General features: G+C 54.1%; 9 protein-coding genes. 4 read left to right on the top strand and 5 right to left on the bottom strand.

The window, feature by feature from the left end; genetic code table 11:
* Positions 1-9: 9 nt before the first annotated feature.
* Positions 10-1,179, bottom strand: a complete 1,170-nt coding sequence (locus tag ACKI5T_RS11575; protein WP_407437595.1) for a pyridoxal phosphate-dependent aminotransferase — start codon at positions 1,177-1,179, stop codon at positions 10-12.
* 502 nt (positions 1,180-1,681) lie between these two features.
* On the opposite strand from ACKI5T_RS11575, the gene ompC reads away from it, so the two are divergent.
* The gene (gene ompC / locus ACKI5T_RS11570) at positions 1,682-2,818 is read left to right on the top strand and encodes a porin OmpC (RefSeq protein ID WP_407437523.1); all 1,137 of its coding nucleotides are present in this window, start codon (positions 1,682-1,684) and stop codon (positions 2,816-2,818) included.
* A 115-nt stretch (positions 2,819-2,933) separates the two neighbouring features.
* Positions 2,934-3,776, top strand: coding sequence for a LysR substrate-binding domain-containing protein (locus ACKI5T_RS11565; RefSeq protein ID WP_407437593.1), 843 nt, complete (start codon positions 2,934-2,936; stop codon positions 3,774-3,776).
* Here ACKI5T_RS11565 and ACKI5T_RS11560 read toward each other — a convergent pair.
* Together ACKI5T_RS11560 and ACKI5T_RS11555 are read right to left on the bottom strand one after the other, a co-directional pair.
* On the bottom strand, positions 3,763-5,271 hold the full coding sequence (locus ACKI5T_RS11560) for a carboxylesterase/lipase family protein (RefSeq protein ID WP_407437521.1): 1,509 nt from the start codon (positions 5,269-5,271) through the stop codon (positions 3,763-3,765). The two genes, ACKI5T_RS11565 and ACKI5T_RS11560, sit on opposite strands and share 14 nt — an antisense overlap.
* Positions 5,272-5,313: 42 nt before the next feature.
* Positions 5,314-6,657: a VOC family protein gene (locus ACKI5T_RS11555; RefSeq protein WP_407437519.1), complete on the bottom strand. Its 1,344-nt coding sequence runs from the start codon at positions 6,655-6,657 to the stop codon at positions 5,314-5,316.
* 279 nt (positions 6,658-6,936) lie between these two features.
* Here ACKI5T_RS11555 and ACKI5T_RS11550 point away from each other — a divergent pair, with 279 nt between their 5' ends.
* Together ACKI5T_RS11550 and ACKI5T_RS11545 are read left to right on the top strand one after the other, a co-directional pair.
* On the top strand, positions 6,937-7,860 hold the full coding sequence (locus ACKI5T_RS11550) for a LysR substrate-binding domain-containing protein (RefSeq protein ID WP_407437518.1): 924 nt from the start codon (positions 6,937-6,939) through the stop codon (positions 7,858-7,860).
* Positions 7,861-8,146: 286 nt separating this feature from the next.
* Positions 8,147-10,531 (top strand): glucose/quinate/shikimate family membrane-bound PQQ-dependent dehydrogenase, encoded by a 2,385-nt coding sequence (locus tag ACKI5T_RS11545; RefSeq protein WP_407437516.1) that lies wholly within the window; start codon positions 8,147-8,149, stop codon positions 10,529-10,531.
* Between the two features lie 46 nt (positions 10,532-10,577).
* On the opposite strand, the gene ACKI5T_RS11540 is transcribed toward ACKI5T_RS11545, so the two are convergent.
* A complete protein-coding gene (locus ACKI5T_RS11540; RefSeq protein ID WP_407437515.1) occupies positions 10,578-11,027 on the bottom strand; it encodes an energy transducer TonB in 450 nt (149 codons plus the stop codon).
* A gap of 82 nt (positions 11,028-11,109) precedes the next feature.
* Entirely contained in the window at positions 11,110-12,801 is a 1,692-nt protein-coding gene (locus ACKI5T_RS11535; protein ID WP_407437514.1) for a methyl-accepting chemotaxis protein, read from the bottom strand.
* Positions 12,802-12,883 lie beyond the last annotated feature (82 nt).

Raw genomic sequence — 12,883 nt, 5'->3', positions numbered from 1 at the left:
CAAAACTCCTTAGCGTGGTTTAACCCGACACAGGGCCTGCGCACCTGCCCGTAATGTCGCCTCATCTTTCGCAAAAGAGAGGCGTATCAATTTGTTATCTGTACCATCAGCGTAAAACGCCGACAGTGGAATCGTGGCCACGCCACATTCGGTAATCAAACGTTTGACCATCTCACTGTCGCTCTCATCGCTGAAATGGCTGTAATCAGCCAGCAGGAAGAACGAACCTGCGCTTGGCAGCAATTTAAACGGCGAGTCGGCCAGTAAATTTTGCAACAGATCGCGCTTGCGCTGATAAAACGCGGAGAGCGAAAGCCAGGTTTGCGGATCGGTCATGTGTTCAGCAAAGGCGTATTGCATAGGAGTATCGGCAGAAAACATCAAAAATTGATGCACTTTGCAAATCTCATCCATCAATTCCGCCGGTGCAACACAATACCCCACGCGCCAGCCGGTGACATGATAGGTTTTTCCGAATGATGAAATGATCACGCTTCGTTCCGCCAGCTGCGGGTGCGTTGCCATTCCATGATGCGGCTTTTCGTCAAACACGACGTGTTCGTACACTTCGTCAGACAAAATAATAATTTCGGTGTTTTGGGTGATCGCCGCCAGCTGATGTAGATCCTCAGCAGAGAAGACCTGTCCGCTGGGGTTGTGCGGCGTATTAATAATGATCATTCGGGTGCGGCTGGTGACTGCCGCACGAACTTCGTCCCAGTCTACGGCAAACTCCGGGACCGTCAGCTTGATAGCGACCGGTGTAGCGCCCTGTAACCGCACGATAGGCGCGTAGCTGTCAAAAGACGGTTCAAAATAGATAACTTCATCACCCGGATGTACCAGTCCACTGATCGCGGAGTAAAGCCCTTCGCTGGCGCTGGCGGTGATCAACACTTCAGTGCTTGCGTCATAGCGCGTGCCGTAAAGCGTCACGATCTTGTCCACGATACGTTCTTTAAGAGGAGGCAAACCGGTCATCGCCGCATATTGGTTATGACCTGCTTCCATCGCACGCGTTACGCCAGCGATCAGGTTAGGGTCACAGGAAAAGTTGGGCGCGCCTTGAGAAAGATTGATGGCATTGTGTTGGGCTGATAGCTGGCCAATCACAGTAAAAATCGTCGTGCCCACATCAGGCAGTTTAGAACGGGTATGCACAGGGGTACGTAACGTCATCATCAATCCTTTCTCGTGGATATTGCATAACTATTCAACAAGAAGGTAATGAAGACGACAACCGAATTGTTGTCATAGTTGCCATGATCAAAACGCATAGCTCGCGTCTCGCGCGTCTACCGGGAGGCTCGTCAAGAGGATTTAGACAGGATGAAGGAGTTTATGGCGGACAAGCGGGATCATAAAAATGGGATCACATAATCTTCTTACAAACCCGATGTTCCGTCACAAAATGAAAAATTGCCCACCATAACTTGTACTATTTAATTGCCCTCGCCAAACAATTACCCATAAATTAATATTTATCATGAATGTTTATTACGTAAACAATTCATTAAACTAATTTAGATTTCATTCGGTAAATCGCGCAGCAAATATTAACACTTTTGTAAATCATAGTATTTGCTGAAGTAATTAAAAGAATATTAGGATTCATTCGATTCATAATTTTGGCGAAAGTTCACTTCACGTCATAATAAAAACCTTTTTAAGGATCGAAAAAATGAAAAGAAAAGTTCTGGCAATTGTCATCCCCGCTCTCATGGCTGCAGGCGCCGCTCACGCCGCGGAGATTTATAATAAAGACGGCAACAAACTCGATCTGTACGGTAAAGTCGACGGGCTGCACTATTTCTCTGACAACACGTCGGCAGATGGCGACCAGTCCTATGTCCGTCTGGGTTTCAAAGGTGAAACGCAGATCAGCGACCAGCTGACGGGCTTCGGCCAGTGGGAGTACAACGTTCAGGCCAACAATACCGAGGGTTCTGAAAACCAGTCATGGACTCGTCTTGGCTTCGCCGGTCTGAAGTTTGGCGACTACGGCTCATTTGATTATGGCCGTAACTATGGCGTGCTGTATGACGTGGAAGGCTGGACCGATATGCTGCCTGAGTTCGGCGGCGATACGTATTCCCAGTCCGACATCTACATGACCAGCCGCGCAAACGGCGTTGCCACCTATCGCAATACCAACTTCTACGGTCTGGTGGATGGTCTGAGCTTTGCCCTGCAATATCAGGGTAATAACGAAGACTCAGGCAACGGTAACGAAGGCACCAATAATGGCCGCGATGTCCGTCATGAGAATGGCGACGGTTTTGGTATTTCCACCACCTATGATTTCGGGATGGGGATCAGCGCTGGCGCAGCCTATGCGTCCTCCGATCGTACCAACGCGCAACAAAATGACAGCAGCGCCTATATGGCGGATGGCGAAAAAGCCGATGCCTGGACTGCGGGTCTGAAATACGACGCCAATAATATCTATTTGGCTACAATGTATTCCGAAACCCGTAACATGACTTCTTACGGTACTTTTGACAAAGACCACACTGGCGGCGTTGCAAATAAAACGCAGAACGTCGAAGTCACCGCGCAATATCAATTCGATTTCGGTCTTCGTCCGGCGATTTCCTACCTGCAATCCAAAGGCAAGGATTTGACGTACAACGGCGCAAATACCGATCAGGATCTGGTTAAATATGTTGATGTAGGTGCAACCTATTATTTCAACAAAAACATGTCCACTTATGTTGATTATAAAATCAACCTGCTGGATAGCGACGACCAATTCTATAAAGACGCCGGTATTGCAACGGATGACATTGTGGCGTTAGGTCTGGTTTATCAGTTCTAAATAGCTCACGATAAAAGCCTGCCTCCCGGCGGGCTTTTTCATTGATTGACACACCCAGCAAGCTATTGTGTGATGGACGACATGATAAAAACGCATACCTGGAGTGTTTATGTCGATGTCGCGCCGTACCTTTCCGCACAATGCTGTAGACGCATTTCTGATCACCGCGCGTCACCTGAATCTCACTCACGCCGCAAAAGAGCTGTGTCTGACCCAGGGCGCCGTCAGCCGTAAAATCGCGACGCTGGAATCCTGGTTTGGCTTTGCGCTGTTTGAGCGGCATGCCCGCGGGCTGCGACTTTCCCCCCAGGGCAGCGCCCTGCTTCCTGACTTACAGTCGGCCTTTGAACACTTACTCACCGTGGCGGAACAAGCGCGCGCGCAACAAACCGTCGTGCGCTTGAAAGTGCCGACATGTGCCATGCGCTGGCTGATCCCCCGACTGATTCAGGTCGAACGTGAGCAGCCTGAACTGCAAATCGCCCTCACCACCACGACCGACCATACGGTGAATTTTAAAACGGAATCCTATGATGCCGCGATCGTGTTTGGTACGCATTTAAGCGCTGGCGATCTGCTTTTTGAGGAGGCTCTGACGCCGGTGATGAGTCCGCAGCGAATGGGTTCGGCTTTGGATACGCTGACGTTCCTCCATCCGACCCGTGACAAAACAGACTGGTCACTGTGGCTCTCCAGACAAGAAAACGTCGCGCTGGTGATGCACAAAAACCAACACTTCGACACAATGGATTTGGCGATCACCGCCGCGATGCAAGGCCTTGGCATGGCCATTGCTGATGAAACGCTGGTACAAGAAGATATTCGCGCCGGACGGCTGGCGCGCCCGTTTAACACCAGCGTCAAAACCGGCGCAAGCTATCGACTATTGTTACGCGATTCTCATGGCAAGACCGCCGGGCTGGAAGCCTTTCGCGACTGCTTACTCAATCCAGACTGACATGGTGCTTCATAACGCGTTTAAACAGGCTCATCCGGGCGCGCATGAAGCGGTATTCCAGCTTAAAACCTGCATGTTTATTCACACCGAGGCGCAAAAGCACATCGCGTCCTTTTCGGGAAGCGGGCCAGCGGACCGGGCCACGAAGCGCATCACAGGTGCGGCTTGCGTGACGCGCGAAGCTGACCCAGTAATCGGCCACCTGCGCAGCAAAGGCACGATCGCGCTCATTCACATACTGCCGCGACGGCTCAATCTGATGTAACGTGTCAAACACATACGGAATTTCATTGCCGTGCCATGCACCGTTTGAGTAGGTTGTGTGTTCCGCCTCGGCGACATAATCAAACCAGTAGCGCCAGCACGGCTCGCCCACGCGTTGTTGCGCCTGCATCACGACAAAACCCATCGTGGTAAACGCCATATCGCGACACACCTGTCGGCCCAACTCTTCATCCCCTTTTACGCCGGGGTAAAGCAATTTGATCACCCCCAGGCCAAACCGGCGCTCACGTCGTAACTTTTGGATTTGTCCGGCAAGGTCGATTCCGAACACAGCCATCACGCTCGCTTCATCACTGTTTGAGCCAATCATCACCGGAACGGGATGCTGGCGCGCAGCAAAAAAGAGGTCCAGCATTGGTTCAGGCAACACGCAGTCGCCCACAATCGGTGTTGGTGCCACATTCAGCGGGGCCTCAAGCGACCAGAACGCGTGCGCAGGTATAGCGCGCAGCTGTGCCGCCGTCGCGTTCTGCAGGCCAAAATGCGCTGCCACCGCTTCACCTTTTCGCAGCGCATCCTCGCGCGGGGTATCCGGCAAGGTATAACCGCTCTGCACGATCGCTTTGTGAAACAGCCCTTTTGCCAGCGGCGAAGTGAGCAAGGACAGCACGCTGCGGGCCCCGGCGGATTCGCCAAAAAGCGTAATATTGCTCGGATCGCCACCAAACGCAGCAATATTGTCGCGCACCCATTGAAGGGCGGCGATGTGATCGAGCAGCGCAAAGTTATGCACAATGCGATCTTCGTCGTCGCAAAGCGCGCGATGGGCAAAGAAACCCAGATGCCCCAGCCGATAGTTCAGCGTCACAACCACCACACCCCGACGCGCCAGTGCCTTGCCGTTATAAGGTGGCAATCCGCCTGCGCCAATCGTAAAACCACCGCCGTGCAGCCAGACCATCACCGGCAGTGGCGCTTCGCGTTTGCCCGGAGACCAGACGTTCAGGTACAGGCAATCTTCTGAGAATTGACCGGGGTCCCCGCCGCCTAGCTCCCGGCAGTACTCGCTGCTTTGCCAGCTTGACGCAGAAAATGTGCTGGCCTGACGAACGCCCTGCCAGGCCACAGGAGGCTGCGGTGAGCGCCAGCGTAACTCACCGACAGGCGGAGCAGCATAGGGAATACCGCACCAGACATGAACATCTTCATCGGTAAAACCGACTAAACGGCCCTGACACGTATCAACCACCGGGAAAGATGAATGTTCCATACCAACCTTTATTTTCCATCACAGCCCAGCAGAGTAACGTTTTCAGAGCAAACCACAACGGCGTTTACTGCGCTCTTCCGCCTGCTGATACAGCGTAAACTCATCGTTGACTGCGCAACCCAGGGCGATTTCGAATGCCGCCTGGCTGGAATTCCCATGACTCCGCGCCTGGGTTTCATTGCCAAGATTCGACTGGAAAATCCCTGCCGCGCTGACCGGGAGGAAATCTTCATAAACAATCGGCTGCGCCACGACCCACCCGCGCTCAATCAGTGGTTGCGGGTCATCACCGGGGCGGAATGCCTGGCGGTGCGATTCACCCGCAGGCGTGAGACGGTAGCGGAAATAGGCTAATTCCTGGCGGCGCAGGAACATTTCGCTGTCCGGGAATGCCTGGAACACTTCGCGCAAATGGAGCTGATGCGTCAGATTGTCCCTGCCCGTTCCCGCTTCGCCCAGTAAACGATCGTAAAGCGCGCGGCCTTTTGGCGTTAACGCCACGCCACGCTGTTCGATCTCGCCAAAACGGGCGGTATGCGTTCCGCGATGTTCTCCGGCAAAGAGCACCGGCTCTTCCAGCGCTTTGAAACTGGTCTGCCGCAATAAGACTGGAACGTCGCGACGCGGCGGGCCTTCAATCACGATTTTCGGCTCAATACCGTATTTCGGCATCAACTCCTGCACCCGATCAATATCTAAAGTGCGCGGCGTCAGATGGTTAATATGGCATCCGGGGAAACACACCACATCGGCGATAAGCCGATGCTCATTGTGCAGCGCCAGATACGTTTCCTGGTCGACAAGCGCATGGCTGTGCCAGCGGAACGTTTCCAGTGCTTCCTGAACAAACTCCCGCGCCTGAGCTTCCGTAAAACGGCCTTCTGACTCATGCAGATCAATCAGTTCCAGACAGCGCGGGGTAAAGATGGTTCGCCGGGCCAGAATATCCGCAGCACGTTCACGCAGCGCCACGTTTTCTATAAGCTCCAGCCGGAGCAATGAGGTGAATACCCGGAAGGGATTTCGCGACAGCGCGTCGTCATCAATGGGACGAAACGCCGTTGAATGCACCGGCACACCTGCCTGTGAGAGATCGTAATAGCTGACGGGATGCATCCCCATAATGGCAAACATCCGGCGTAACGTGGAGAGTTCCTTTGCGCTGCCAACGCGGATCGCGCCGTGACGCTCGACATTCAGACGCGCCAGTTCATCAGCATTCGCGAGTTGTTCATGTAAGTGCGGATTATTTTCAAGTACCGCCAGATTCACATCTGCAACCAGTTCCAGCAATGTGCCGTACTGTGGAACTTCCTGCTGGTACATCGCTGACATAGCCTGCGAAAAGTGTTCCCGAATATCATCAGCCGTGATGGTGTTCGCCATGATGTCATGCTCCCAGTGAATAATACCTGGAGTGTAGAGAAGGCCGTCCGCCTTCGGGGGGAAGAATTTCCAATCTGTGATCCTGATGGCCCGCTGGTCATTCCCTGCGCGTAGACGGCTTTCCTCCACCTTTGCGTCTAACCCTACTCCTTATTACCCTCAGTAAGAAAATCTTGTTGTAACTCAATTACATCAAATGTTAATAATATTTTGCTATCAGGTTATCAAAATTAAACTTCTTCCCTTGTCTCTTGCCTCGCTCTATTCATAACATCGCCTATGGAAAAAAATGGTTTGTTTAGTCAGCGCATACGTTTGCGCCATTTGCACACTTTTGTGGCCGTCGCTCAACAGGGAACGCTGGGGCGTGCGGCTGAAACTCTTAATCTTAGCCAGCCAGCGCTCTCAAAAACACTGAATGAACTGGAACAACTCACCGGAACACGTTTATTCAATCGCGGCCGTCTTGGCGCACAGCTGACACTGGTAGGTGAGCAGTTTTTAACGCATGCCGTCAAAGTACTCGACGCCTTGAACACTGCGGGTCAGGCACTGAATCGCAAAGACAGTCAGGATACCGACGTGGTCCGCGTGGGGGCGTTGCCCACGGCGGCGCTCGGCATTTTGCCTGCCGCCATCGGTCAGTTTCATAAGCAGCAAAAAAACACCACGCTGCAAGTAGCCACCATGAACAACACCATGCTGCTGTCGGGGCTTAAATCCGGCGAACTGGATCTAGGGATTGGCCGCATGTCTGACCCGGAATTGATGGTTGGTCTTAATTATGAACTTTTGTTCCTGGAATCACTGAAGCTGGTGGTGCGCCCAGGACACCCTTTGCTGCGTGACACCGTCACGTTAAGCCGCGTCATGGAATGGCCGGTTGTGGTCTCCCCGAAAGGCACCGCTCCGCGCCACAACGCGGAAGTCATGCTCCAGATGCAGGGCTGCACATTACCGTCGGGCTGTATCGAAACGCTTTCGGCGTCGCTTTCTCGCCAGTTAACGGTGGACTATGACTACGTCTGGTTTGTCCCTTCAGGCGCGGTGAAAGAGGATTTACGTCAGGGCTGTTTGACCGCGCTCCCGGTGGCATCGCCAGGTACGGGTGAGCCTATCGGCATCCTCACGCGCGTCGATATCCCGCTTTCTTCGGGCGCGCAGTCGCTTCTCAGCGCCATCCGCAAATCCATGCCTATCTGATTCACTCCCTCATGCCTGTCCGGCCCGTCGCTCTGACGGGCTTTTTGTGTCTGTTATTCAAATAATGCGAAATCATTCATTAACAATTGCGCAAAACAATTTAACAGTTTTATCATAGCCGCGAATTCACCAAATGGTTCATTCGAACTCAATCTACGTGCGTTCGAAAGCCGTACAAGCGGTATATTTTCAGTAAATCATTATTAAATCCGAACTTGATTATCCATATGGTACATGCACAGAGTGGCGTTACCTGGGAAATTATGAGGTCTTTAAGGAGACAGAAATGGCATTTGGCAGCGCGCCGCGCGGGATAGCAAAATTCCTGCAGTGGCTCCTGGTGGGGCTGATGACAATCATCGGTCTGGCGGTTGGCGGCTTGGGCTTTAAGCTCGCTACCGTAGGGGGAACCTGGTACTTCCTCATCGTTGGCGTAGTGATGTTGATCTCCGCCTTCTTGATTTTCACCCGTCGCATCAGCGGGATTATTCTTTACGCTGTCGCCTTTATCGCGTCGATTTTTTGGGCGGTGAATGACGCTGGCTGGGATTTCTGGCCGCTGTTCTCGCGCCTGTTCACCCTCGCCGTCCTCGCCTTTCTGTCTGCCCTTGTCTGGCCATTCTTGCGGGCGGCGAACCGTAACGTAGCGGTGAATAAAAAACCGGCATTCACGGTGGCGGCCATTCTCGCGCTGGCGATGCTGGTGAGCGTTGGCTGGATGTTTAAACCGCAAACGCTCGTAGCCGCTAATGAGCCTGTTCCGGTTAAACCGGTTGCGCCTGGCGAGCAGCAAAAAGACTGGGCGCATTGGGGCAACACCACCCACGGCGACCGCTTTGCCGCGCTGGATCAGATCAACAAGCAAAACATCAATACGTTGAAAGTGGCCTGGACCGCGCATACGGGTGACATTCCGCAGAGCAACGGGTCCGGTGCTGAAGATCAAAACACGCCTTTGCAGATAGGCGACACGCTGTTTGTCTGCACGCCGTACAGCAAAGTGCTGGCGCTGGATGTTGATTCCGGCAAAGAAAAATGGCGTTACGATTCCAAAGCCACTGCGCCAAACTGGCAGCGCTGTCGCGGTCTGGGTTATTTTGAAGACACCCAATCCGTGACAACGTCACTTAACGAGACTCATTCAGCGGCCTGCCCGCGTCGCCTGTTCCTGCCGACAACCGATGCACGCCTGATTGCGATCAACGCCGATAACGGCAAAGTCTGCGAAGACTTTGGCGATCACGGCATCGTCGATCTCAGCGTCGGTATGGGCGAAATCAAACCAGGCTATTACCAGCAGACGTCAACTCCGCTGGTGGCCGGAAATGTCGTCGTCGTCGGGGGCCGCGTCGCCGATAACTTTTCAACCGGCGAACCGCCGGGCGTGGTGCGTGCCTATGACGTTCGCACCGGCAAACTGGCGTGGGCCTGGGATCCGGGCAATCCGGCTATCACCGGCCTGCCGCCGGAAGGTCAGACCTATACGCGCGGCACGCCAAACGTCTGGTCGGCGATGTCTTACGACGCGAAGCTGAACCTGATTTATCTCCCGACCGGCAACGCGACGCCTGATTTCTACGCGGGTGAACGTACCGACCTGGACGATAAATACAGCTCATCCGTGGTGGCCGTTGATGCGACGACCGGTCAGGTGCGCTGGCATTATCAAACCACTCACCACGACCTGTGGGACTTTGACCTGCCGTCGCAGCCGCTGCTGTACGATTTACCGGATGGTAAAGGCGGCACGACGCCCGTTCTGGTGCAAACCAGCAAACAGGGCATGATTTTTATGCTCAATCGCGAAACCGGCGAGCCGGTAGCGAAAGTCGAAGAACGTCCTGTTCCTGCGGGCAATATTCAGGGCGAACGCTATTCTCCGACTCAGCCGTATTCCGTCGGTATGCCGATGATTGGCAACCAGACGCTGACCGAATCCGACATGTGGGGCGCGACGCCTGTCGATTTGCTACTGTGCCGTATTCAGTTTAAAGAGATGCGTCATCAGGGCGTCTTTACCCCGCCAGGCCTTGACCGTTCTCTGCAGTTCCCGGGCTCGCTCGGCGGCATGAACTGGGGCAGCGTGTCGGTGGATCCGAATAACGGCCTGGTGTTCGTCAACGATATGCGTCTGGGACTGGCAAACTATATGGTGCCGCGTGCAAACGTCGCCAAAAACGCCAGCGGCATTGAGATGGGAATTGTGCCGATGGACGGCACGCCGTTTGGTGCCATGCGCGAGCGTTTCCTCTCACCACTGGGTATTCCCTGCCAGAAGCCGCCGTTCGGCACCATGTCCGCCGTGGATCTGAAAAGCGGCAAATTGGTATGGCAGGTTCCGGTTGGGACCGTGGAAGATACCGGCCCGCTGGGCATTCGTATGCACATGCCTATCCCAATCGGGATGCCAACGCTGGGCGCATCGCTGTCCACGCAGTCGGGTCTGCTGTTCTTTGCGGGCACCCAGGATTTCTACCTGCGTGCGTTTGATACGGCGACCGGGAAAGAGATCTGGAAAGACCGTCTGCCTGTGGGCAGCCAGTCAGGGCCGATGACCTACGTCTCGCCGAAAACAGGCAAACAGTACATCATCATTAACGCGGGCGGCGCACGCCAGTCGCCGGACAGGGGTGATTACATCATTGCCTACGCGTTACCTGATAAACCGTAATCGGGTAGCACGTAACGGCCAGTCGCAAAAGTGACTGGCCGTTTTTTTAAGGTGCGACAGTCGCTAACGTCACGGGTTTATTCATGGTAAATGACACCACAAAATCCTGACTCACGCCCGGCGACCAGCAGCTGCGGGAGACGGCCTTCCACGTTTCGGCAAAGAATGCTTTGTCCCCTTTGGCACTGTAACCCGTTGCCCGTCCGTTCGGCTTCACATCAAATTTCACCGCGACTTTCCCTTCAAATTCCTGCGCCGCCGCCTGCGCGGGATAGATCGGCTGCACCTGATATACCTCGCCATCGCAGTCAGGCTGTTGGGAATCCGTGGCGTTGTCTTTGGTCGAGGCGGAGCCGCCTATCGGAAAGGATAAACCCGCGCCCACACCTACGCCGTTGCTTCCTCCGCCGATGCCGAAACCGCCCACGCCCACTGAGCAACCGGTCATCAGGCTGGAAAGCGCGATCAGGAGGGCCATACGTTTTGCTGGAGTCATTTCGGTACCACCATAAAAAAGGGTTCATGCCAGAACATGAACCCTTTTTACACAGGTTGGTGAGACAGTCAATCCAGGGAGATTAGAAGGTTTCCCAGTTATCGCCACCGTCAGCCACGGCCGGACGTAACGGAGTGGACTGCGCGAGAGCCGACGGTTTTGCGCTGCGAGATGGCGCGACGCCGTTCAGACGGAATGCTCCGACTGCTTCGGTCAGACGCGCTCCCTGTTCTTCCAGCGATGCCGCCGCTGCTGACGCTTCTTCCACCAGCGAGGCGTTCTGTTGCGTCACTTTGTCCATTTCAGAAATCGCCTGACTGACCTGCACAATGCCACGACTCTGTTCGTCGGACGCTGCCGCGATTTCGAGCATAATATCGGTGACGCGCTTAACGGCTTCGACGATATCATTCATGGTGTTACCCGCAGCGACCACTTCGCCAGAACCCTGATCGATAAGAGTCACCGACTCATTAATCAGCCCTTCAATTTCTTTCGCGGCGTTCGCACTGCGGCTCGCCAGCGTACGCACTTCACTCGCCACAACCGCAAATCCACGCCCCTGCTCGCCAGCACGCGCGGCCTCAACGGCAGCGTTTAGCGCCAGAATATTGGTCTGGAAAGCGATGCTGTTAATGACCGCAGTGATTTCCGAAATTTTCTTCGAGCTGGTAGAGATATTGCTCATGGTTTTCACCACGCCGGACACCATCTGGCCGCCACGGCTGGCTTTACCGGAGGCGTCTTCTGCCAGTTTGCTCGCGTGATGGGCGTTATCGGCGTTCTGTTTTACCGTCGCCGTCAGCTCTTCCATGCTGGCGGCGGTTTGTTCAATCGCGGCCGCCTGCTGTTCGGTACGGGACGAGAGATCGGTGTTACCGGCCGAGATCTCGCTGGTCCCGCGATAAATCTCTTCTGCACCTTGACGCACGGTGCCGACGGTATTGACGAGCGAGTGCTGCATGGTTTGCAGATCGTGGGTCAAACGCCCAATTTCACTGCGCCCGGTCAGATCATCCGCCATGGTCAAATCCCCTTTCGCAATCAGTTCGATGCGGCGGGCAGCACGTTGCAGCGGATTAATCACGGTACGGCGGAGCACCACAAACGTCATCGCCGTCAGGAGCAAGGCAAACGCAAACGCGCCAACCATAAACATCAGACCCAACTGCGTGCGCTTGTGCGCTTCAGAGGTGAGCAAGTTCGCGCGATCGGTACGGATCTTAATCGCTTTCAGCAACACTTCGTTATACGCGTCGTCCAGTGGACGAGCGGACTCATTTTCGTGATTAATAATGGCTTCGAACATACCGTTTTTGGCATATTTCAGCATCGGCTGAAGCCCGGCGATGTAGGCGTCAAAGCGCGTTTTCAGATCGTTATCCAGTGCTTCGTCTGCGGGAGTACGAACCGAACGATTCATGTACATGGCGAAGCTCGTCTGCGACTGCTTGATACGCGTCTCAGCTTCGGCGATGTTTTGTTTCATTGCATCCATTTCAGCAATACGGCTTGCCGCGCCCGCATGAATCATGTTGATTCGGGCAGTGCGTAAATGGTTTGAGCTGTTAGATAAACCCGTGCGGACCTGAATCTCTTGCGTGACATCTTGCTGATCGTTATCGGCTTGCAGCAGGAAATACCCCGCCAATACCGAACTCAACGCAAACAATAAAATGATGCCACCGAGAATTGAGGAAAACAGCGGAACCAGCCGGATGTGATGCAGGAAGCTCAGCGTTTGCGGGCTTCGCATCTTTTTTGTGTTGTCCATGACCGTCGACTCTCTTATATGGATGAAGTGCGTATAATTACGCCTGTGAATAAATCATCGGCAAATCAGAGAATTTGATTAT

This window comes from Lelliottia sp. (assembly GCF_045627565.1).
Taxonomy (GTDB): Bacteria; Pseudomonadota; Gammaproteobacteria; order Enterobacterales; family Enterobacteriaceae; genus Enterobacter.
This window is presented reverse-complemented; position numbering and strand designations above follow the sequence as displayed.

Bases quoted from the DNA above. Each gene is read 5' to 3' on its own strand.
- ACKI5T_RS11545 (WP_407437516.1), top strand. From the start codon at position 8,147: ATGGCATTTGGCAGCGCGCCGCGCGGGATAGCAAAATTCCTGCAGTGG.
- ACKI5T_RS11540 (WP_407437515.1), bottom strand. From the start codon at position 11,027: ATGACTCCAGCAAAACGTATGGCCCTCCTGATCGCGCTTTCCAGCCTG.
- ompC (WP_407437523.1), top strand. From the start codon at position 1,682: ATGAAAAGAAAAGTTCTGGCAATTGTCATCCCCGCTCTCATGGCTGCA.
- ACKI5T_RS11555 (WP_407437519.1), bottom strand. From the start codon at position 6,657: ATGGCGAACACCATCACGGCTGATGATATTCGGGAACACTTTTCGCAG.
- ACKI5T_RS11535 (WP_407437514.1), bottom strand. From the start codon at position 12,801: ATGGACAACACAAAAAAGATGCGAAGCCCGCAAACGCTGAGCTTCCTG.
- ACKI5T_RS11550 (WP_407437518.1), top strand. From the start codon at position 6,937: ATGGAAAAAAATGGTTTGTTTAGTCAGCGCATACGTTTGCGCCATTTG.
- ACKI5T_RS11565 (WP_407437593.1), top strand. From the start codon at position 2,934: ATGTCGCGCCGTACCTTTCCGCACAATGCTGTAGACGCATTTCTGATC.
- ACKI5T_RS11575 (WP_407437595.1), bottom strand. From the start codon at position 1,179: ATGACGTTACGTACCCCTGTGCATACCCGTTCTAAACTGCCTGATGTG.
- ACKI5T_RS11560 (WP_407437521.1), bottom strand. From the start codon at position 5,271: ATGGAACATTCATCTTTCCCGGTGGTTGATACGTGTCAGGGCCGTTTA.